Source organism: Ruegeria sp. SCSIO 43209 (assembly GCF_019904295.1).
Lineage (GTDB): Bacteria > Pseudomonadota > Alphaproteobacteria > Rhodobacterales > Rhodobacteraceae > Ruegeria.
Genome location: NZ_CP065359.1, coordinates 1,402,853 through 1,424,473, shown reverse-complemented (window position 1 = coordinate 1,424,473; position 21,621 = coordinate 1,402,853). Strand labels below are relative to the sequence as shown.

The window sequence follows — 21,621 nt, the reverse complement described above, 5'->3', positions numbered from 1 at the left end:
AGCTTTGTCGCAGCAGCAGAAGGTATGAGAGATGTATTTGCACAAAGTGGAAGGTCCAAGGTCGGTCACCCTACCGGACGGGAGCGTGCTGACACGCGCCGATTTGCCTCCTGCGGATACGCGGCGCTGGGTGGCGTCGCGCAAGGTGATCGTCGTGCGTGGTGTACTTTATGGGTTGATTTCGTTGTCCGAAGCCAAAAAGCGCTATGGCATCAGCGATGAAGAGTTCAACTCGTGGGTCTCAGCAGTTGCTGAGCACGGGATCGATGCGTTGAAGGTGACGGCCTTAAAAAAATATCGACAACTTAAAGGTGAAAGTGAATAAATGATTCAACGGTAACGTCAGATTAACCATTTTTATTCAGGCTCAAATCAGTTGAAGAATTTGACCTAAATTGGAGCAGTGAACATGCGCATACTTCTTGTCGAGGATGATCCAACCACGTCCAAAAGCATCGAACTGATGCTGACACACGCCAATCTCAACGTGTATGCGACGGACCTTGGCGAAGAAGGCATCGATCTGGCCAAGCTATATGATTACGACCTCATCCTGTTGGACTTGAACTTGCCGGATATGAACGGCCATGAAGTGTTGCGCCAACTGCGCATAGCACGGGTAGAGACACCGATCCTGATCCTGTCGGGCGCTGATGACACCGAAAGCAAGATCAAGGGATTTGGATTTGGAGCAGACGATTATCTGACCAAACCTTTCCATCGCGAAGAGCTGGTGGCGCGCATTCATGCGATTATCCGCCGCTCTAAGGGGCATTCTCAATCCGTGATACACACCGGGCAGGTCGCCGTAAATCTGGATGCCAAAACCGTAGAGGTGAACGGAAAAACCGTACACCTGACAGGCAAGGAATATCAGATGCTGGAACTTCTGAGCCTGCGGAAAGGAACAACACTGACCAAAGAAATGTTCCTGAACCATCTCTACGGCGGCATGGATGAGCCCGAGCTCAAGATTATCGACGTCTTCATCTGCAAGTTACGCAAGAAACTCAGCAATGCGACCGGTGGTGAGAATTATATCGAGACGGTCTGGGGCCGTGGATATGTCCTGCGTGATCCGCAAGCCAACAACATGGGTGAAACCCGCATGGCCGTGGGTGCCTAATCTGATCTGATTGCTACCGTCGATGGTCCGGGGCGGTAAATCCACTCGCGTGTCAGCACAACACTGGACCTGACCATGGCCTCGTCCTATCACTGGTTTTCAAGACGACGTGACAGGGCGGGGCCATGAGCGATACCACAGCAATCGCAGATCTGACAGAAGATGAAGCACGGGAAGAATTGGCCCGGCTCGCCAAGGAATTGCTGCGGGCAAACCAGCTTTATCACACTGAAGATGCTCCAGAAATTTCGGATGCCGACTATGATGCTCTCAAGCGTCGCAATGCCGAGATCGAGGCGCGATTCCCCGAACTGAAACGCTCCGACAGCCCTACTGAACAAGTGGGCGCACGCGTTTCAGATGGATTTGCAAAAGTGACCCACGCCGTGCGTATGATGTCACTGGGCAATGCGTTTGATGACACGGATGTTGCCGATTTTGACCGCTCGATCCGCAAATATCTGGGACTGGGAGATGAGGCACCGCTCGCCTATACAGCTGAGCCCAAAATCGACGGCCTGTCATTATCCCTACGGTATGAGCAGGGTGAACTGATGCAGGCTGCAACACGTGGTGATGGTGAGACCGGTGAAAACGTTACCGCAAATGCGCGTACGCTTTCCGATATTCCACACCGAATTGAGGGTGCACCAGACGTTCTTGAGGTTCGCGGCGAGGTCTACATGTCTCACCATGATTTCGAGGCTTTGAACGCACGTCAGATCGAAACAGGTGGAAAGACCTTTGCAAATCCGCGCAACGCTGCGGCTGGTTCGCTCCGTCAACTGGATTCCGAAATAACACGATCTCGCCCGCTGAAATTCTTTGCCTACGCCTGGGGTGAACTGTCTGCACCGCTAGCTGAGACTCAGATGGGCGCAATTGATCGCCTCAAAACCTTGGGGTTCCAGGTAAATGCGCTGACAAGGCGTTGCTCAACGACTAATGAGATGTTGGAACATTACCGTCAGATTGAAGCTCAGCGCGCGACCTTGGGCTATGACATTGATGGGGTCGTATACAAGGTCGATGATCTGAGTCTGCAGGCCCGGCTGGGTTTCCGATCTACCACGCCCCGCTGGGCGATTGCGCACAAGTTTCCCGCCGAACTGGCTTGGACGCGGCTTGAAGCCATCGACATTCAGGTGGGTCGTACGGGCGCGCTTAGCCCGGTAGCGCGGCTGCATCCGGTAACCGTTGGCGGGGTAGTTGTTTCGAACGCGACCCTACACAATGAAGATTATATTGCAGGGCGGGACGCCAAAGGCGGAGTCATTCGTGAGGGCAAGGATATTCGCGTTGGAGATTGGGTTCAGGTCTGTCGGGCCGGGGATGTGATCCCGAAAATCTCGGATGTTGATCTGTCGAAACGACCCGATGATGCGCGGCCCTTCGCTTTCCCGACGACATGCCCGGAATGTGACAGCGACGCGATCCGGGAAGAGGGGGATGCGGTCCGCCGCTGCACAGGGGGGCTGATATGTCCCGCTCAGGCGGTTGAAAAACTCAAACATTTCGTATCGCGCAAGGCGTTCGATATCGAAGGGCTTGGCGCAAAACAAATCGAGATGTTTTATGGCGATCCTCTTCTGCCAATAAACACACCCGCTGATATATTTACGTTGAAAGATCGCGACACCGAAAACCTGGCCCGGTTGAAAAACCGCGACGGCTGGGGCGAGACATCGGCAAGCAACCTGTTTGCAGCGATCGATGACAAGCGAACCATACCGTTTGCCCGTCTGTTGTTCGCTCTGGGGATTCGTCATGTGGGCGAAGTTGGTGCACGAGATTTGGCGTTGTTTTATCGGGAATGGGATGTAATGGCGGCCTCCATTGATACGGCCCGGCCTGCCGCGCTTGCGCAGCGTGCAGCCGATGAAGCGGAAGACGCCGAGAGAATCGCGGCTACTGCAGAAGCGAGACGCGCGAAAGTTAAAGAAGTTCGGGATGCGGCTTTCGTGCGAATGGATGTTTCGACAGATGCCGCCAGCGCCTGGGCTGATCTGATTGGTATCGACGGAATCGGCGCCACGCTCGGGTTGTCACTATCTGATGCGTTTGCCAATTCGGAGGAACGCCAAGCATTTGATGATCTGCGTAAACATCTGACGGTTGTTCCACCAGAGGCTCCTGCGTCAGACAGTCCGGTCGCAGGAAAAACCGTCGTGTTTACGGGAACGCTTGAAAAGATGACACGCGCCGAGGCCAAGGCCCGCGCCGAAGCGCTGGGGGCCAAGGTATCTGGCTCGGTCAGTCAGAAAACTGATTTGCTCGTGGCGGGCCCGGGCGCAGGGTCCAAGGCGAAAAAAGCGGCTGATCTGGGCATCGAAACCTTGGATGAAGATAGCTGGCTTCAACTGATTGGCGATCTATGAGCGGCAGGCCTGAACAGCTCTTTCCGCTGTTTGCGGGTCTTGAAACACTAGATGGTGTGGGGCCGAAGACCGCGCAGCTTCTGGGCCAATTAGGGATCGATTCACCGCGCGATGTATTGTTTTCGCTACCCTATGCGGTGATTGACCGGCGGCGACGCGATACGATTCAGGGCGCCGACCTTCCGACGACTCTGACTGTTGAGGTGACAATCGGCGCGCATCGAGCACCGCGGAACAAAGGGGGCGCATATCGCATTCATGTTGAAGACAGTCAGGCGGATTTCCAGCTGGTGTTTTTTCATGCCCGAGGGGACTATCTGAAGAAGCTGTTGCCGGAGGGCGCGCGCCGGGTGGTATCGGGAAAGCTTGAGCTGTTCGATGGCATGGCTCAGATGGTACACCCCGATCATATGGTCGCGCCTGAAAACGCAGGCGAATTGCCCGAGTTTGAACCGGTTTATCATCTGACGCAGGGTGTGACGCAAAAAACTGCCTATAAAGCTGCTCAAAGTGCGTTGGCGCGAGTACCTGCATTGGCCGAATGGGCCGACCCCGCTCAGGTGGCACAACAGAATTGGCCAGATTGGACAACTGCTATTCACGCGGCGCATCACCCACAAGGGGCGGACGACGTAGCACCTTTTGCGCCTGCGCGGGAACGTCTGGCTTACGATGAGCTGCTCTCACATCAACTGACGCTGGCCCTGGCACGACAGCGTGAGCGTAAAGCGCGGGGGATCATCAGTCTCGGCACCGGTGCTTTGCAATCCAAGGTGCTGGCAAGCCTTCCATATCGACCAACCGGAGCGCAGACACGCGCGATCGAGGAAATCTCGGCAGATATGGCCGCTGAGACGCGGATGAACCGGTTGCTTCAGGGCGATGTGGGGGCAGGAAAGACTCTGGTAGCATTTGTTTCGCTGCTTATAGCCGTCGAAGCTGGCGGGCAGGGGGTGATGATGGCCCCTACCGAAATCCTTGCCCGGCAGCATCTTGAAGGGCTGCGTCCATTGGCAGAAGAAGCCGGAGTTGTACTGGAAATCCTGACCGGGCGCGACAAGGGGGCTGAGCGTCGAGCGAAGCTGGCTGCGCTGAAGCAGGGAGATATTCAGATATTGGTCGGTACCCACGCGGTGTTTCAGGACGATGTTGAATTCAAAGCCCTAAGGCTGGCCATCGTTGATGAGCAGCACCGTTTTGGCGTCCGCCAACGCATGGAGCTGTCCGAAAAGGGCCAACGCGCCGATGTGCTGGTGATGACCGCTACGCCCATCCCGCGCAGTTTGGCGCTTGCGCAGTACGGCGATATGGACGTCTCGGTGCTGGATGAAAAGCCGCCGGGTCGTAAACCGATCAAGACCGCAGTCGTCAGTACGCAACGCATGGACGAAGTTGTGGCCCATCTGCGCGGTGCGATTGATGCAGGCAAACAATGCTATTGGGTGTGCCCATTAGTCGATGAATCCGAGATCTCGGACCTGACTGCGGCTGAGGAGCGTTTCAAACGGTTGCGCGCGATCTTGGGGGACGATGTGGTGGGTCTGGTACACGGCCAAATGCCGCCCGCCGATAAAGACGCGGCAATGGCGGCGTTTCAGAGTGGTAAGACCAAAGTCCTTGTCGCTACTACGGTGATCGAGGTTGGGGTGAACGTGCCGAACGCCACGATCATGGTGATTGAGCGGGCAGAGATTTTTGGTCTGGCGCAGTTGCATCAGCTTAGGGGCCGAGTTGGACGTGGTGAAGATGCCTCAACCTGTTTGTTGATGTATCAGCCACCGCTTAGCGAGGGTGGTCGCAAACGGCTGGAGGTACTCCGAGAAACTGAAGACGGCTTCCGCATTGCCGAGACCGATCTGCAGATGCGCGGTGCGGGTGACTTGATCGGAACCGCACAATCTGGCCTGCCAAAGTTCCGGATAGCTGATCTTGAAAGGCAAGCTGGGCTGATGGCGGTGGCGCAATCAGATGCGCGCGCTTTGCTGTCCGCAGACCCCAAATTGACCTCGGATCGGGGGCAGGCTGCGCGTGTTCTTCTGTGGCTTATGAAGCAGGATCAGGCGATCCGTTTGATATCAGTGGGTTAGACCGAAAATCCCACTAAGTTCACAAATGTTCTCAAAAAGTTCTTTACCGACTCGTTAAAATATGAGAACAAAAGGTCAACAAAGGATTAAACCTGACCGGAGGTGAGACCATGCTGAGCCAGATCAAAACTGCCTTTACCCGTTCACAATCCACGATTTTGCAGGATGCAGCGGGCGCGGTTTCACTGGTTGTGATGCTGGTGGTTGCCCTTCACCTGCCAACCGGGTTCTAAGCCTTTCTGCCTGCGATCTCGTGCCGATCACACCGCGCTTGTCTCCCCGTCATAGTCAAGGGTGACCTGCCTGTCCCATTTCCCTTGAAGGGGCCTGCCTCGGCCCCGTGCGGTGATCCGGACCCTACATGAGAAACGCATGACTTGCCGCCGCCCTTTCCGCCCGGAAGGTGCGGCGGTTCTTTTTACAGCTGTCCGGTTTTGATGATTTCGATCGTGGCGGATAGAACTGAATTTACGGCGACAGATGCAAGGATCATCCCCATCACGCGGCTGATGATCGCTGCGCCGGAATGCCCGATCAACCGGATGATCGGCTCGGCCAGCAGCATCAGCACAAACGCTATGGCAATAACGACCAACATAACCAGTGCAGTGATGCTCTGATCGGCGACGCTGTATCGGTTGTTGTCCGTTAGAACCACTATCGCCAGCATCGCGCCCGGTGACGCAAGCGAAGGGACGGCCAAAGGGAAAATGGCCGGATTGGTCTTGTGCATTTTGTCGTCCAGGTCTTCTTCGGCCTGGCGCTGCTCGATCACCTGTTTGCTTTCGCCAAAGATCATGGTCAGAGCGAAGAGAAACAGAATAATTCCGCCTGCAACCTGAAACGAGTTAAGGCCGATATCCAAAGCCTCGATCACAAGTTGCCCGAAGATCAGAAAGAACAGCAGAATGCCTGCGCTGACCAACGCGGCCAGTAAAGCAGTTTTACGACGCGCACCCGTCGCGATCCCAGCAGTGACAGCGATAAAGACGGGGATGGTGCCGATGGGGTCGATCACGACCCAGAGCGTCACAAAATGTTCCAGCAAATTGTTCACGTTAGCCCCCCAATCATTGGGGGCACCCTATACGGCTTTGTATGGAAAAGCCAATCAGGCGCAGTTGGCTTGTTCGGCCTGCTCCATCGCCTCGGCGGTCGCGTCAAGCGCCAGCAGGATTGACGCGTGGCGGTTCTTGTAGTCCCGCGCGGGCATCAGAACTTCGAGCCCGTCAAAGGGCGCCTCTGGGGCAGGGCCGTCTTTCTTCAGCATTGCGGAAAGCTGATCACGTGCGGTTTCGACCTGCGACCGCGTCGCCCCGATCACGGCGCTGCCTACGACCGAAGCCGAGGCCTGACCCAACGCACAGGCCTTTACGTCTTGCCCAAAGTCCACGATCCGCCCATCTTCGAGCTTGACGTCTACAGTCACGGTCGATCCACACAAAGGGGCTCGTTTCTTTACCGTCGCATCGGGATTATCCAAGCGATCCAGATGCGGAATATCCGCAGCTAGCGCCAAGATGCGTCCGGAATAGAGCTTGATCAGATCGGTTTCGCCGCTCATGGCTTTCCCTCGTTGTCCATTCCCCATACATAATGGCGGGATTCTGGGATGCAAAAGGTTTTTGCGATGGCTGACGCAGTCTTGTTCGATCCGTCGACACTGAAATTCAATGAGGCGGGTTTGATCCCCGCGATCGCACAGGACGAAGCGACGGGCGAGGTTCTGATGATGGCCTGGATGAATGTCCAATCCATCGAGCGCACGTTGGGAACCGGACGGGTTACGTATTGGTCGCGGTCGCGACAGGCGTTCTGGATCAAGGGCGAAAGCTCAGGCCACTTTCAGGCCCTGGTGGATTTTCGCGTCGATTGCGACAGGGATTGCCTGCTGATTGTGGTGAACCAAACGGGGCCAGCCTGTCACACCAATCGGCGAAGTTGTTTCTACACGGCCGTCCGCGATGGGACCGAAGTCGAGCTCATGAAGCCGATGGAATAGTGGGGCCTCTGATGGTGGTCAGGTCAAATGCCCACCATCTCTCTGATTTCAGCGGGAGATGCTCCTTGTTCGCGATAAAGCGAGATAGCGCGTGCGTCGTCACGTTTCGCGAGGCGTTTGCCGTTGTTGTCCCGGATCAGACGGTGATGATGATAAACAGGTGTCGGCAACCCAAGCAGCCCTTGTAAAAGGACATGTATCTGCGTGGCATCGAACAAATCCTCGCCCCGGACCACATGGGAGATGTTCTGGTCCGCGTCATCAACCACAACGGACAAGTGATACGAACTGCCCATATTGCGCCGAACGAGAATGATATCGCCAACCGCGTTCATGAGGTTGTGCGCATCAAGCTCATGCGTTCCCAAATACTTCGCACCAGTTTCACAAAATCCACGAAGTTCGGATGCCTTGATAGCCTTGTGCATGTTCAGGCGCAGAACATCCCCATCTGAAGCATCCGACAAAGGGCGGTCGCGGCACGTGCCTGGATAGATGCGCCCGTCAGGTCCGAACTGGGGTACACCTTCCTGCGGAGCATCGGCCGCAGATTCGATATCGGCACGATTGCAGCTGCAAGGGTAGACAAGGCCCATGTTTTTCAGAATTTCCAATGCCTCTCTGTATCGCGGCAGCCTGTCCGACTGGCGCATCGCCGGGTGCGGCCAGCGCAGTCCAAGCCAGTGCAGGTCGTCGTATATCTGGGTTTCCCAATGGGACCTGGATCGCGATTGATCAATATCTTCGATCCGTAAAAGAAATGATCCACCCGCAGCCCGTGCCTGATCAAACGCAAGAAGCGCGGAATAGGCGTGCCCCAAATGCAGCGGACCTGTTGGCGATGGCGCAAAACGCGTTGTGAATATCACTTTTTTTCAACAACATATACGTCAGATTTCATGTCCACACCCGGTAGATGCGGACCGTATTCGCGGAATAACAGCCTTGCGTGACCCATGTCCAGCCAGTCGTTCAGCCGCCCGGTGTAAGTGCAGTCAGCCAAAGTGTGATCGTTGAAGGAAAACGCCAGATATCCGCCACGTGGCAGCGCGTTCATAAGTAGATCAAAGGTTTCAGGCGGCGCGGCACCAACGCCGATGACGCCAATGCATGTTATGGTTGAGTAAGCCTCGGCCTCAATGGGGTTGGGATCAGTAACTTCGAAGTTTATCAAGTTGCGATAAACCCCCTTGGCAGCGGCACCTTCCAGCATCTTTGGTGTTGGATCCATCCCATCGATGACACGAAAACCCGCCTTGCGAAGTGCTAAACCCGACAACCCGGTACCGCATCCGTAGTCCAGCACCGGCACATCAGCATCTGAGACAAAGGATTTCAATGCTGCCGCAACACGGTCCGGGGTGACATATCCGTGCTCACCGACTTCATCATCGTATGAGGCCGCCCATTTTTGGTAGTGATCGTGCGTTTCCTGGGCAGAATTCAGATTGTATGTGTCTTTCAGAAACTTATCGCTCATACCTTACATGTTAGGCGCAGGCTGGGGGCGACGTCCAGTCAACACTGCTTTACCCAATCGCTCCAGACTTCTTTTGCGCGATCGGTATAGGCCTTGTAGCGGTCCTTGCGGCCTCGGCGCCCCCCCTTCAGGCCGTCGACCGGACGAAACAAACCGAAATTCACGTTCATCGGCTGGAAGGTCTTGGCTTCGGCGCCGCCCGTGATGTGGTGGATCAATGCGCCCATCGCACTGTCTTGCGGTACGTCGGGAAGGGATCGGCCTAGTATTTCGGCAGCGGCCAAACGGCCTGCCAAAAGGCCCATCGCTGCGCTTTCCACATACCCTTCCACCCCCGTGATTTGCCCCGCAAAACGAATATTTGGCCTAGACTTAAGCCGCATCTGCGCGTCCAGCAAAGTCGGAGAGTTGATGAAAGTATTGCGGTGAATGCCACCCAATCGCGCAAAGCTGGCATTTTCCAGACCCGGTATCATACGAAATACCTCGGTCTGCGATCCGTACTTCATCTTGGTTTGAAAACCGACGATATTGAACAACGTGCCCAAGGCATTGTCGCGCCGCAATTGGACGACGGCATAAGGTTTTACGTCCGGTTGATGCGGATTTGTCAGGCCAACAGGTTTCATCGGGCCATGGCGTAAAGTTTCACGACCGCGCTCGGCCATAACCTCGATCGGCAGACAGCCGTCGAAATAACCAGCGGTCTCTCCCTCGTGGAATTCGGTCTTATCTGCAGCCAGCAGCGCATTAATGAAGGCTTCGTGCTGGTCACGATCCATCGGACAGTTGAGGTAGGCGGTGCGCTCTTCCTCAGTCTCGCCCTTATCGTAGCGTGACTGCATCCAGGCTTTGCTCATATCAATGCTGTCTGCATAGACGATGGGGGCGATCGCGTCGAAAAAGGCCAGCGCCTCGGCACCAGTCTCTGCGCGAATGGCTTCCCCCAATGCGGGCGAGGTCAACGGCCCGGTTGCAAAGATCCACTTTCCGTCTTGGGGTAGACTGGTTACTTCTTCCGCTGAGACCGAGACCCGTGGATGGGCCTTCAGCTTGGCAGTTACGGCTTCGGCAAAAGGATCACGGTCAACCGCAAGCGCGCCACCCGCAGGCAGGCGATGGCTATCTGCGGTCGTCATGATCAACCCGTTTGCCGCGCGCATTTCCCAATGCAGCAAGCCGACTGCGTTCTGTTCATCATCATCCGATCGGAATGAGTTCGAACACACCATCTCGGCCAGATTGCCGGTCTGGTGTGCAAACGTGCCCACATTAGGACGCATTTCGTGGATCACAACATCCACGCACATTTCCGCTGCCTGCCAGGCGGCCTCGGACCCGGCCATGCCGCCGCCCACGATATGCAATGTCTCTGTCATGTGCTGCCAAATAGGGCAGAGCAGCGCCATGCGCAATGCGCAGTAATCGCTTTAGTTCTGAGGGGGATTCTTGGGGTCGCCGCTGCGGGAATGTCAACGCCGGTGAGAGAAACCAGCTTGGAGGGACCTTCCGCCCACGGCGACCCAAAAGTATGGTCAGGCCTTGGCCTTGACCCAGCTTTGCCACAGTGTCGCCCTTTTGAAAAGTGAAAAAATGCGAACAGTCGGCAAAAATGTATTAAATAATTGCGTTACTGGTGCCAATCAGGCGGGCGCTTTTCGATAAAGGCACTAATTCCTTCCTCAGTATTCCGGTCCATCATATTCTGTGCCATTACCTCGGCGGTATAATCGTATGCCTGATCAGTCCGCATTGTAATCTGTTGATAAAAAGCGGTTTTACCGATTTTTACCGCACTGCTGAGCTTGCCTGCCAACTTCTCGGCCAACGCATTGGTTTCATCTTCCAACAAGTTCTCGGGAACCGCTCGATTGATCAGACCCAGATCAGCCGCGCGTTCGGCGGTGATAAAATCACCGGTCGTGAGCATTTCAAACGCCTGTTTCCGCGGTATATTCCGGCTGAGAGCCACCATCGGAGTGGAGCAGAACAAGCCGATATTGACACCATTTACGCCGAACCGTGTGCCCTCGGCCGCGATTGCCAGGTCACAGGTTGCTACAAGCTGACACCCTGCGGCAGTGGCGATCCCGCGCGCTTGGGCGATCACGGGTTGGGGCAGGGACTGAATGGACATCATCATCTTGGCACATCGGTCGAACAGATCCTGAAAATAGGAAAGCCCACCATCGGGTGCCTGCCGCCCCTGGGTCATCTGTTTCAGATCGTGCCCCGCGCAAAACGCTTTCCCCGCACCGGAAAGAACAACAACACGAATCGACTTGTCTTCGCGCAGCGCATCGAACTCTGCCTTCAGGGCCGTCAGCATTTCATCGCTGAGGGCGTTCAACCGCTCAGGCGCGTTCATTCGAAGCCGTGCAATCGCACCTGTGTCGTTACGTTCCAGAATTGCCATCTTGCCCTCCCGCTGGCGTTCAGGCCAACTCTAGGCGGGCAGAGCGACGAGGGGAAGCATGTCATTAGCACTGAACAAACAAGAATTGACGGAATACCTGGCACAGGTGTTTCCACAGGTTCATAGCGACTTTGTCGTCGAGGATCTGACAGAAGCCAACATCACCATGCGCCTGAGGGTCGAAGACCGTCACCTGCGCCCCGGAGGCACAGTATCTGGTCCGTCCATGTTCGGGCTGGCCGATGTCAGTGTATATGCAATGGTTTTGGCACGGAAAGGTCGGCAATCTCTGGCTGTCACCACCAACAGTTCTCTGGATTTCTTGCGCAAGCCCGAAGGCGGGGCGGACCTGATTGCTGAGTGTAAGTTGTTGAAATTAGGTCGTACACTGGCTGTTGGGGATGTGCTGATTTACTCGGTGGGCTCTGACAAGCCCGTCGCGCGGGCCAGCATGACCTATTCGCTTCCTCCAGAAGGCTCAGCCGCTGCTGCCTTTGGGTAAAAAAGGCCGGGGATAAACCCCGGCCAGGAAGAGGTCCCTTAGATGGGACTGGGGATAGTCTATTTCATCCAGAAATAGCGGCTGACTTCTGAATCTGCCCGATGGCGGGTCAGCCCGACATCGCGGAGCAGCCTGTCATCCAGCTTACCTAAGTTTACCCGGCTGCGGCGACGTTGTTCCCATTGTGTGACCGACGCCGCAAACCGCACGGCCAGCGCGGCGATAAGCGGCAGCCGAGGGCTGTCGTTCAGCAGCAAGAGGGCGGGGTTGTGCATTGCGCGTGTCATCTTGGGTATCCTTTCAAATTGTATTGACACAAAGTAAATATGTTCGGTACACTGCCTTGATACATTCAGCATTGTGTCGAAATCAAAGGAAGAATTGTAATGGATACAATTTGGCCAGAGGCGTTACCGAAATCCAAAGGTCCAAAATATACTCTGGTCGCTGACACGATCCGAAAAGCGATAGAAAACAAAACACTGGAGGTTGGAAAGAAACTACCTCCGGTGCGTGAGTTAGCGTATCGATTAAAGATTACACCAGGCACTGTCGCGCGCGCCTATACGATCCTGACCGATGAAGGTTTGCTACAAGCCGAGGTCGGGCGTGGTACATTTGTAGCCCCGCCGAGATCGCCCATTCTGGATGATGTCTGGTCGCGGCAGCTACATCTGAGGGACGACAAATATGAATCCAATGTCAGCCTGTTCAGCCCACGCTTGCCGGATGTGGGGCAGGTGACATTAATCCGCGAATGCCTTGAAAAGGTTGCAAAAGGCGATCCGCGGATGTTTATGAACTATCCGACCCGAGATGCCTACCTACCCGTGCGCCAGGTTGTGGCCGACTGGTTGTCAGATCTTCCTCTGGGCTCATTGAATGCAGATGACATTGTACTGACACACGGTGGGCAAAGTGGCATTTGCGTCGTGTTCCAGACCGTTCTGAAAGATCCGAAACCCATCGTGTTGGTTGAGGACTTGTCTTATGCCGGGTTCAGACGGGCAGGTGAGTTGATGCGCGCCGAGGTTGTCGGGGTAAAAATGGACAAATGGGGCATAAGCCCCGATGCGCTGGACCACATCCTCAGGCAGACGAAGGCGCAGGCGATCTGCGTCTCACCCGAAGTGCAGAACCCAACGGGCGGGCATTCACCGTTGGAACGGCGCAAAGAAGTTGTCGAGATTGCGCGAAAGCATGAATTACAGATCATTGAAGACGATTGCTATCGCATGGGCGAGGCCCGCGCGCCCAGCTATCGTGCTTTGGCACCCGAACGGGGCTGGCATGTTTCGTCAATTTCGAAAACTCTAACACCAGCATTACGGGTAGGTTTCGCCATCGCACCGAAAGAGCAGAGCGTCGATCTGCGGCGTTCTGCAGAATACGGGTATTTCGGGCTCGCCCAGCCTTTGGCTGAGTTGACGCGGTTGCTGTTGGGACATCCAGAGGCGAGGCAACTTGCAAAAAACGTCCGTACCAAGATGGGCGAATATGTACGTGTGGCGGTAAACGCCCTGGGTGGCTTCGATCTAAACTGGGATTCGGAGATTCCCTTCGTCTGGCTTCATCTGCCTTCCGGTTGGCGGTCTGCTGCGTTCAGCCGGGCGGCCGAGCGGGAAGGTATTCAGCTGCGATCGGCCGATGAATTCGCGCTTCGGGATGGTCGCGCGCCAAATGCCGTTCGTATAGCGGTGAACGGGCATGTCACGCTTGAGAAGTTCGAAGATGCCATGCTGCGCCTGCGCGCGCTGCTGGATAACCCACCCGAACAAATAAGCGTCTAGCCGTTATTGCACCGGGTCAGGGTCGCCGAAAAAGCCCGACAAATGTGCAATTTTACCATCGGCATCGAGACGAATGAAATCATGTCCGGCCACCATAATTGAACCATCGGGAGCAACCATATGCCAGGTGAAGTGGACCACATCATGGTGTGAATTCGGCTCACTGGTCAGCTCAACTCGGCCCTTTGTATCACTCAGAACCGCTCCGATATGGGCATTGAGTTGATCTCTGCCGGAAACTTCTGCAGTTGGATCGACGTAACGACCAGTTTGTGCAAAACACTGCTCAAGAAGGCTCCGTCGCCTTTCGGGATCGGTCGACTGCCATGCCGCACCATAGGCAGCGATAACCTGTTCCAATTCTTGCATAGCCACCTCCGACATTGGATGATCTTGGTTGAGTCTAGCTTAGCTAAACTACGTAAAGCTGGATATGCCGAAGAAATTTTGGGGTAAAATAATACCTATTTTATAAGTTATTGTTATTGATAGATATATTATACTTTGCCTGTATTGACCTGCATAACTAGTAGGTCTAAACCCCCTCCATCGAATTCGGGCCGCTCCGCCAAGGGGCGGTCTTTCACATCAAACAGGACTATCCTGCCATGAAAACCTTTTCTGCAACACCTGCAGACATCGACAAGAAATGGATCCTGATCGACGCCGAGGGCGTTGTTCTGGGCCGTCTTGCCTCGATCGTCGCCATGCGCCTGCGTGGCAAGCACAAAGCGTCGTTCACACCCAACATGGACATGGGCGACAATGTCATCGTGATCAACGCTGACAAAATCCAGATGACCGGCAAGAAGCGCGAAGAGAACTTCTACTGGCACACTGGCCACCCGGGCGGCATCAAGTCGCGCACCAAGCAGCAGATCCTTGAGGGTGCACACCCCGAGCGCGTCGTGACCCAAGCGGTCAAGCGCATGCTGCCGGGCAACCGTCTGGCGCGTCAGCAGATGACCAACCTGCGCGTTTACGCAGGTGCCGAGCATCCTCATGAGGCGCAAGCGCCCGAAGTTCTGGACGTTAAGTCCATGAACAAGAAAAACACCCGGAGCTAATGACCGATGGCTGATCAGATCAATACTCTCGAAGAGCTGAGCGCCGTCGCAGGCGTTGAAACCGTGGCCGAAGAAGTTATCGTACGTGAACCCGTACGTGACGAGCTGGGTCGTTCCTACGCCACCGGCAAGCGTAAAGACGCTGTCGCCCGCGTTTGGATCAAACCGGGTTCCGGCAAAGTCACCGTAAACGGCAAGGATCAGGACAAGTACTTCGCTCGTCCCGTTCTGCAGCTGATCCTGCGCCAGCCGTTCCAGGTTGCTGGTGTGGAAGGTGAGTTCGACGTTGTTGCAACCGTCAAAGGCGGTGGCCTGACCGGTCAGGCCGGTGCGGTCAAGCACGGCATCTCGAAAGCGCTGCAACTGTACGATCCCAACCTGCGTGGCGCTCTGAAAGCCGCTGGCTTCTTGACCCGCGACAGCCGCGTTGTGGAACGTAAGAAATACGGTAAGCGCAAAGCGCGTCGTTCGTTCCAGTTCTCGAAGCGTTAATCGCCGAAAAAACTATAGAAACTCTAAAACAAGCACTTACGAAAGTTTGTGCTTGTTTTTTTATCGTGAGATTAACCTGAATCTACTAAACGCTAGAAATTTCTTATTTTTTTATCCAATTTAATGCGGCAATTCGTCAACTGATCCTTTCTCAAAATGCGTTTCTTATCTGAAAGAGCCCGGAGAATCTGAGGTTGTTGGTGAGGATGAGGGAGCAAATTTTGATGCTGGAGAGCATTTGGAGCACATTGAACGAGTATTTTGCGGTCTTAGCTGCTATTGTTACGCTCTTGTTTTACGCACGCGTTAGCGTAAAGGCGCAGCGAGAGAATTTAGAGTACATACAACAATTACGCGACGATTTTTATCGGCGCGAATTGACTGATCAACAGCAAGTTGTTGAACTTCTAACCTGGCTTGTCGACAAAACCGAGCGCAACGCTACATATACAAGGGGCACAATGGCCGCTGCGATGGCAGTTTTAGTGTTCTTGATTTTTAATTCGCCGACGGGCTGAATTCTAAATTGGAGAGGGCTCGCAACTGCGAGCCCTTTTTCCTTGGTCGGTTTATTCTTCGTAAACCAGTTTCCACGCACCATTTTCGACGACGCTGACAAATACAGAGTCAGCACCCTGATGGTCATTGGGCCCATAGGTAATCTGGTTGCCGACCAACTCATCCATGTAATCCAGAGATTCCATCGCGGCGATAAAGCTATCATGCGTCAGATCAGGACCTGCAGCTTCAAGCGCTTTGACCATCATCTCGGCCGCTGAATAGCCCAGCATTGAAAATCCGACCGGGTCTTCGCCCGTAGCCTCTTTGTATTCAGCAATAAATGCTGCCGGGGCGGGTTCTTCGGCGCGCGCCCAGAGATCCAGCCACGAGGCCGCCGCATAGAAACCGTCGGTCACACCACCGGGCACCTGTGCGACCACGGTTAGGAAGCTGGCCGAGGTGCCGAGAAACTTCATGTCGGTCAGGCCCATTTTCTTAGCCGTTCCAACAACAGTGATTGCCTGACGCACGCCGAGCGCCATCGTGACGATGTCACAACCTTCTTCTTTAAGCTTGCTCAAGGACCCCACGAAATCCGTCTCGTCCGGTTTGTGGGTGGTCTCAGCGCCGAAAGTGATGCCAGCCTCTTCGGCTCCCGCTTTGCTGCCTTCCAGAATTTCCTCACCGAAATCAGTAGGCAGGTACATGGTGCAAACGGTTTGCGATCCAAATTCACCGTTCAGATACTTCACCCCAATCCGAGCTTGATCGTAATAGGTCGAGAACGAGGTGAACTTGTTCTTCATCGGCTCTTGCAGCATTTGCCGCGCGGCGGTCAGAGGGGCGACGTTGGGAATACCTTTCGGGTCCAGCAGCTTGAACCCAGCAACATTCATCGGCGTACCCAGCGACTGCAACATCGCGAAAACCTTGTCACGGTTCAGCAGCTTGTTATAGCCCTGCATCGCGCGTGGCATCTGATAGCCGTTATCCTCGACGACAAAGCGGATCTTGCGGCCATGCACGCCACCCTCGGCGTTGACGCGATCAAAGACCACATTTGCGCCTTTGGTGGCCGGAACGCCCACGGCAGCGAAGATGCCGCTGAGGTCGTTGACTGAGCCAATGACGATCTCGTCATCTGTCACGCCTTGTGTTTGCGCCCAGCTGATCGTGGCGGATGCAGTCAATGCCGTCGCTGCCGCAAGGCCCTTAAATAAGTGTTTCATACTTCTCCTCCCTGTTGGGTCGCCCCTTAACTAATTGTACATATCTTCAATGAGATGTGCGTGTTTCTTTTCCACCAGACCACGTTTGAGTTTCATCGTCGCCGTCAGCTCCTCATCTTCGGCAGTGAGCAACACGTCGATCAGCCGGAAATCCTTGATCTGTTCGACCCGCGCAAAGTCCTTATTGACCGCTGCGATTTCCTCGCCGATCAGCTCCGTCACTTCGGACGCAGCACAAAGGGAAGAAAAGTTCGAGAAGGGGATCTTGCGCTCTTGTGCGAATTTCTCAACGTTTTCCTGATCGATCATGATTAGCGCCGTCAGGTACTTGCGCCGATCCCCGATGATCACCGCGTCCGAGATATACTGGCTGAACTTCAACCCGCTCTCGATCTCTGCGGGCGTGACGTTCTTACCGCCCGCAGTGATGATGATGTCCTTGAGGCGCCCTGTGATGGTGACAAAACCTTCCTCGTCGATATGCCCCATATCCCCGGTGCGCAGCCAGCCGTCGCAGGTGAAGCTTTCAGCTGTTTTGGCATTGTTGCGCCAGTAGCCCTGAAAGACGTTCAGGCCTTTGACCTGAATTTCTCCGTCTTCCGCGATGCGCAGGTCGTTGCCAGGAACAGGTTTTCCAATGGTGCCGATCTTGTTGGCCTCAAGCGTGTTCAGCGCTGCTATGCCGGCGGTTTCAGTCATACCGAAGCCCTCGACAATGGGCACACCAATTGCCCAATACCACCTGAGCAAATCGGGAGAGATCGGCGCTGCACCAGAGCCGCCTCGGCGGAGACGATCTAAGCCCAGCATCCGGCGCAGGTTACGCAGAACAAGCCGATCCCAAAGCCAGAACTGCATAGCGATCGGTGCTGGAACAGGTTTGCCTGCAAGGATAAATTCGGCCCGCGCCATTCCAGACTTGAGCGCCTGTGCAAAGGCGAAGCGCCCTGTGGGCGTTGCTTCTTTCGCCATGAACATGACCTGCGAGTAGATCTTCTCCCACACGCGCGGGACGGCAGTGAAGGTGGCGGGAGAGACCTCTTGCAGGTTGGAGAACACTGTCTCGGGGCTTTCAGCGAAATTCACAGTAGTCTTCATCGCAAGCGGGTAGTAGATCGACACGTCGCGTTCGAGGATATGACAGAGCGGCAGAAAACATAGCTGTTCGTCGGCTGATTGGGAGGGCAGGGAATGTGCCCCTGCCTCGATCGCGGCCATGATGTTCTCATGGCTCAGCATGGCGCCTTTGGGATTACCGGTGGTACCTGAAGTATATATGAGCAGGGCGGTGTCTTGTGACGTGGTTTCAGCGATTTCTGCTTCGAATGCGCCGGGTTCATCGACCTGAGCCTGCTGCCCCAGAGCGTACAAGTCCTCGATCATCATGCAACGCGGATGATCCAGGTCGTGCAGGCCTTCATCCTCAAGGATAATGACCTTGAGCAGATCGGGCAGATCCGCCTCGACTTCGAGGAACTTGTCCAACTGCTCTTCATCTTCAACGATCAGAAACCGGCTGCCACTGTCATTGATCAGATATTTTAACTGGCTGGCCGAATCTGTGGTGTAGACGCCCGAAGCAATCCCTCCGACACACTGGATGCCCATGTCGAACCACGCCCATTCCTTGCGGTCTTCGGACAGGATCGAGACAACCTCGCCACGTTGCAGACCCAGCTTGCGCAGGGCCAGCCCGATCCATTTGGCGTGTTGCCAGTAGTCGGCCCATGAGTAGGATTTCCAGATGCCGAAGTCCTTCTCGCGATGCGCCGTACGCTGTTCCAGTTCGGCACAGCGTTTCTGGAATAGCTCGCATATCGTGACACAGCCATCGACTCGCAGGGGTCTCTGACCTGGCGTAGCGTTGAACTGCACACCGTTGATTCTGGTCTGAGGGGGCAGGGGGCTTGCGTCCATCCAGCTCACCTCCATGTCTTCTTGCGTTTCCAGCGGCGGTTTTCTCGCGCGCCTTCTTCCTGAACGCCCAGATAGAAATTCTGAATGTCCTCGGATTGCAGCAAGGTTTCAGCCTCACCATCCATAACGATCCGTCCGATCTCCATTACATAGCCATGATGGGCGAGTTCCAGTGCCGCATTGGCGTTCTGCTCGACCAGCATCATTGTCATGCTCTGTTCGTCATTAAGGCGTTTGAGAATGCCAAAAATCTCTTGCACCAGCAGCGGCGATAGGCCCAGCGAAGGCTCATCCAACAGCATGATACGCGGGTTAGCCATCAGGCCGCGCCCAATCGCCAGCATCTGCTGTTGCCCGCCGGACAGAGTGCCAGCCTCCTGATTGCGGCGGTCTTTCAGCACAGGAAAGTAGGAAAACACCAGATCGCGGTCATGATCGATCTGTCCTTTATCCGACAGGGTATAAGCCCCAAGGTTCAGGTTCTCGTCGACGGTCAAAAGTGGAAAGACCTCGCGTCCCTCGGGCACATGGACGATGCCTTTTTGCACGACCTTGTGAGGTTCCGATCCCTGTATTTGCTGACCGTCAAATGTGATTGAACCTTTTTCGGGATCCATCACGCCTGAGATTGTTTTCATCAGCGTTGTCTTGCCCGCGCCATTTGCGCCCAGGATTGAAACGACCTGCCCTCGATGCACGTCCAATGACACGCCACGAATGGCCATGATCGGGCCATAAAAGCTTTCAACATTGCGAATGCTAAGGATCGGTTGGTTCATGAAGCTTTGCCCAAATAGGCCTCTACCACAGCAGGATGAGATTGAACTTCGGCTGGGGTTCCAAGGGCAAGCTTCGCTCCGTCGGCCATGGCAAGAACCCGGTCGGACACGCCCGAGACCAGACCCATATCGTGCTCTACCATAAGCACGGTAATGCCCATCTGACGCCGGATGTCATCGATCCACCAACGCATATCTGTGGTCTCTTCCACCGATAGGCCCGAGGCGGGTTCATCCAACAGCAGGAGTTTTGGATCGGTGGCCAACGCTCGGGCGACTTCGACCACCTTACGCACGCCATAGGGGAGGCCCGAGATCATCTTGTCACGAAAGGCCTGGAGGTCGAGGAAGTCGATGATCTCTTCAACCTTTTCTCGGTTCTCGATCTCCTGACTGCGAGCTGAGGGCGAGAACAGAATTTCCGAGATCAGATTGGTTTTGCGGTGCCGGTGGCGCCCGACCAGAAGGTTCTGCAAAACGGTCGCATGTTCGAACAGTTCAATGTTCTGGAATGTCCGCGCGACGCCATAGGCCGCGACACCCGAGGGCTTGATACGCAGCAGATCATGCCCGTCAAAGTGGATCGCCCCTGCATAAGGATCATAGAAGCGCGAAATCAGGTTGAAGACCGTTGATTTGCCGGCGCCGTTGGGACCGACGATGGCGAACACCTCACCTTCTTGCACGTTGAAGGACAGATCATCCACAGCAGTCAGACCGCCGAATTTCAGGGTAACGTTTTCAAACTCCAGCAAGCTCATCTCAGACGCTCCGTCTTGAGATAGGACTTTTGTCGTTTGAACATGTCCTTGCGGTAGAAGGGGAACAGTTCGAACCACGTCCGGATTTTTAGCCATCGACCATACAGACCCATCGGTTCGAACAGGATGAAGGCGATCAGGATCATGCCGAAGATGCCGAATTCGAGCCCCGGAATGGCGACCGTATTGCCACCAAACAAGGCTGCTGCGTATTCCTTTGAAATCGACAGAAACTGCGGCAGGAAACCGATCACAATAGCGCCCAAAAACGCGCCATGGATCGAACCCAGACCTCCGATAACGATCATCATCAGCAATTGGATGGAAATTACGACGCTGAATGTCTCGTTATTGAACGCCCCAGAGAACATACCCATCAATGCGCCTGCTAGTCCGGTGACGGCGCAGGAGAGGGCGAAAGAGATCGTCTTGGTGCGCGCGATATCCACACCCATCGCCTGCGCTGAGACCTCAGAGTCTCGTACGGCGATGAAGCTGCGGCCCAAGGGCGCGCGCAATAGGTTGATATAGCCCAGTGTCACGATAACGGCGACGGCCAGCACCAGCCAGAAAAACGGGGCCGGGGTGGCCCAACGATCAACTAGATGTCCGAAGATTTCGACACCACCCAGATATTTACCCGCGACACCTCCGGTGACGGGTTCGGCCAGAACGATGATGTCGTCCATGAGCACAGACAGAGCCAGGGTGAAGATCGCAAGATAGATGCCATGCAGGCGCAGCGCAGGAATAGCGACGGTTGCTCCGACGATGCCGGTCAACAGGCCCGCCAACGGGAACGCCAGCAGAAAGGGCACCCCAGCCTCAATCAGGATGACATTGGCATAGCACCCAACGGCCAGAAAGGCGGCATGGCCAAGGCTGGCCTGCCCGGTATGGCCGGTTAGGATCATCAAGCCCAAACCCGCGATGGCCCAGATCAGAACATTGGTCAGTTCCCCAAGATAGAAATCATCCAGCCACCACGGCGCAGCGGCTACGACCGCCAACAGGATCAGATAGAGGCTAAGCTGATAGCCATCCTTCCACGGGCGAATGTCCTGCATATAGTTTGTTTTGAAAACAATCCGCAT

General features: G+C 55.2%; 23 protein-coding genes and 1 pseudogene. 11 read left to right on the top strand and 13 right to left on the bottom strand.

Annotated features, from left to right (window positions below; all coding sequences use genetic code 11):
• Positions 1-31 precede the first annotated feature (31 nt).
• From I5192_RS07180 to I5192_RS22470, 5 genes are all read left to right on the top strand, one after another.
• Positions 32-325 carry a DUF1153 domain-containing protein gene (locus I5192_RS07180; RefSeq protein WP_170393125.1) on the top strand — a complete coding sequence of 98 codons (294 nt, stop codon included), beginning with the start codon at positions 32-34 and terminating at the stop codon, positions 323-325.
• An 84-nt stretch (positions 326-409) separates the two neighbouring features.
• Positions 410-1,126 carry a response regulator transcription factor CtrA gene (ctrA, locus tag I5192_RS07175; RefSeq protein ID WP_170393124.1) on the top strand — a complete coding sequence of 239 codons (717 nt, stop codon included), beginning with the start codon at positions 410-412 and terminating at the stop codon, positions 1,124-1,126.
• Between the two features lie 125 nt (positions 1,127-1,251).
• On the top strand, positions 1,252-3,504 hold the full coding sequence (ligA, locus tag I5192_RS07170) for an NAD-dependent DNA ligase LigA (protein WP_223118070.1): 2,253 nt from the start codon (positions 1,252-1,254) through the stop codon (positions 3,502-3,504).
• Positions 3,501-5,591, top strand: coding sequence for an ATP-dependent DNA helicase RecG (recG, locus tag I5192_RS07165; protein ID WP_223118069.1), 2,091 nt, complete (start codon positions 3,501-3,503; stop codon positions 5,589-5,591). Before ligA ends, recG begins: the two co-directional genes overlap by 4 nt.
• A 110-nt stretch (positions 5,592-5,701) precedes the next feature.
• Entirely contained in the window at positions 5,702-5,824 is a 123-nt protein-coding gene (locus tag I5192_RS22470; RefSeq protein ID WP_255612104.1) for a hypothetical protein, read from the top strand.
• A gap of 185 nt (positions 5,825-6,009) precedes the next feature.
• On the opposite strand, the gene I5192_RS07160 is transcribed toward I5192_RS22470, so the two are convergent.
• A complete protein-coding gene (locus I5192_RS07160) occupies positions 6,010-6,648 on the bottom strand; it encodes a MarC family protein (protein WP_170393121.1) in 639 nt (212 codons plus the stop codon).
• A 54-nt stretch (positions 6,649-6,702) separates the two neighbouring features.
• Positions 6,703-7,155, bottom strand: a complete 453-nt coding sequence (locus I5192_RS07155) for an iron-sulfur cluster assembly scaffold protein (protein WP_170405662.1) — start codon at positions 7,153-7,155, stop codon at positions 6,703-6,705.
• Positions 7,156-7,203: 48 nt separating this feature from the next.
• Between I5192_RS07155 and hisI the strand changes: the two genes are divergently transcribed.
• Positions 7,204-7,593, top strand: a complete 390-nt coding sequence (gene hisI / locus I5192_RS07150; protein ID WP_170405665.1) for a phosphoribosyl-AMP cyclohydrolase — start codon at positions 7,204-7,206, stop codon at positions 7,591-7,593.
• A gap of 23 nt (positions 7,594-7,616) precedes the next feature.
• Here the strand turns inward: hisI and gluQRS are convergent, their stop codons facing one another.
• The 4 genes and pseudogenes from gluQRS to I5192_RS07130 form a co-directional block, all read right to left on the bottom strand.
• On the bottom strand, positions 7,617-8,462 hold the full coding sequence (gluQRS, locus tag I5192_RS07145) for a tRNA glutamyl-Q(34) synthetase GluQRS (protein ID WP_223118068.1): 846 nt from the start codon (positions 8,460-8,462) through the stop codon (positions 7,617-7,619).
• Complete coding sequence (locus I5192_RS07140; protein ID WP_223118067.1) at positions 8,459-9,073, bottom strand: class I SAM-dependent methyltransferase; 615 nt, start codon at positions 9,071-9,073, stop codon at positions 8,459-8,461. The genes gluQRS and I5192_RS07140 overlap by 4 nt, the downstream gene beginning before the upstream one ends.
• Positions 9,074-9,111: 38 nt before the next feature.
• Positions 9,112-10,452, bottom strand: coding sequence for a methylenetetrahydrofolate--tRNA-(uracil(54)-C(5))-methyltransferase (FADH(2)-oxidizing) TrmFO (trmFO, locus tag I5192_RS07135; RefSeq protein WP_223118066.1), 1,341 nt, complete (start codon positions 10,450-10,452; stop codon positions 9,112-9,114).
• 251 nt (positions 10,453-10,703) lie between these two features.
• Positions 10,704-11,498 (bottom strand): annotated as a pseudogene (locus I5192_RS07130) (enoyl-CoA hydratase); the annotation flags it as partial.
• Between the two features lie 49 nt (positions 11,499-11,547).
• On the opposite strand from I5192_RS07130, the gene I5192_RS07125 reads away from it, so the two are divergent.
• Positions 11,548-11,991 carry a PaaI family thioesterase gene (locus I5192_RS07125; RefSeq protein ID WP_223118064.1) on the top strand — a complete coding sequence of 148 codons (444 nt, stop codon included), beginning with the start codon at positions 11,548-11,550 and terminating at the stop codon, positions 11,989-11,991.
• A 59-nt stretch (positions 11,992-12,050) separates the two neighbouring features.
• Here the strand turns inward: I5192_RS07125 and I5192_RS07120 are convergent, their stop codons facing one another.
• The gene (locus I5192_RS07120) at positions 12,051-12,278 is read right to left on the bottom strand and encodes a DUF1127 domain-containing protein (RefSeq protein WP_170562784.1); all 228 of its coding nucleotides are present in this window, start codon (positions 12,276-12,278) and stop codon (positions 12,051-12,053) included.
• 99 nt (positions 12,279-12,377) lie between these two features.
• Here I5192_RS07120 and I5192_RS07115 point away from each other — a divergent pair, with 99 nt between their 5' ends.
• Entirely contained in the window at positions 12,378-13,781 is a 1,404-nt protein-coding gene (locus I5192_RS07115; protein ID WP_223118063.1) for a PLP-dependent aminotransferase family protein, read from the top strand.
• A gap of 3 nt (positions 13,782-13,784) precedes the next feature.
• On the opposite strand, the gene I5192_RS07110 is transcribed toward I5192_RS07115, so the two are convergent.
• Positions 13,785-14,150, bottom strand: coding sequence for a nuclear transport factor 2 family protein (locus I5192_RS07110; RefSeq protein WP_223118062.1), 366 nt, complete (start codon positions 14,148-14,150; stop codon positions 13,785-13,787).
• Positions 14,151-14,389: 239 nt separating this feature from the next.
• On the opposite strand from I5192_RS07110, the gene rplM reads away from it, so the two are divergent.
• From rplM to I5192_RS07095, 3 genes are all read left to right on the top strand, one after another.
• The gene (gene rplM / locus I5192_RS07105) at positions 14,390-14,848 is read left to right on the top strand and encodes a 50S ribosomal protein L13 (protein WP_039536983.1); all 459 of its coding nucleotides are present in this window, start codon (positions 14,390-14,392) and stop codon (positions 14,846-14,848) included.
• Between the two features lie 6 nt (positions 14,849-14,854).
• A complete protein-coding gene (gene rpsI, locus I5192_RS07100) occupies positions 14,855-15,340 on the top strand; it encodes a 30S ribosomal protein S9 (RefSeq protein ID WP_010440030.1) in 486 nt (161 codons plus the stop codon).
• A gap of 224 nt (positions 15,341-15,564) precedes the next feature.
• Positions 15,565-15,858 (top strand): hypothetical protein, encoded by a 294-nt coding sequence (locus I5192_RS07095; RefSeq protein ID WP_223118061.1) that lies wholly within the window; start codon positions 15,565-15,567, stop codon positions 15,856-15,858.
• A gap of 51 nt (positions 15,859-15,909) precedes the next feature.
• On the opposite strand, the gene I5192_RS07090 is transcribed toward I5192_RS07095, so the two are convergent.
• The 5 genes from I5192_RS07090 to I5192_RS07070 are packed head-to-tail and all read right to left on the bottom strand — an operon-like array spanning position 15,910 to position 21,621.
• On the bottom strand, positions 15,910-17,070 hold the full coding sequence (locus I5192_RS07090; RefSeq protein ID WP_170608863.1) for an ABC transporter substrate-binding protein: 1,161 nt from the start codon (positions 17,068-17,070) through the stop codon (positions 15,910-15,912).
• Between the two features lie 30 nt (positions 17,071-17,100).
• Positions 17,101-18,987 (bottom strand): long-chain fatty acid--CoA ligase, encoded by a 1,887-nt coding sequence (locus I5192_RS07085; RefSeq protein WP_223118060.1) that lies wholly within the window; start codon positions 18,985-18,987, stop codon positions 17,101-17,103.
• 5 nt (positions 18,988-18,992) lie between these two features.
• Positions 18,993-19,766: an ABC transporter ATP-binding protein gene (locus I5192_RS07080; protein WP_223118059.1), complete on the bottom strand. Its 774-nt coding sequence runs from the start codon at positions 19,764-19,766 to the stop codon at positions 18,993-18,995.
• Complete coding sequence (locus I5192_RS07075; protein WP_223118058.1) at positions 19,763-20,527, bottom strand: ABC transporter ATP-binding protein; 765 nt, start codon at positions 20,525-20,527, stop codon at positions 19,763-19,765. The genes I5192_RS07080 and I5192_RS07075 overlap by 4 nt, the downstream gene beginning before the upstream one ends.
• Positions 20,524-21,621, bottom strand: a complete 1,098-nt coding sequence (locus I5192_RS07070; protein ID WP_170817764.1) for a branched-chain amino acid ABC transporter permease — start codon at positions 21,619-21,621, stop codon at positions 20,524-20,526. Before I5192_RS07070 ends, I5192_RS07075 begins: the two co-directional genes overlap by 4 nt.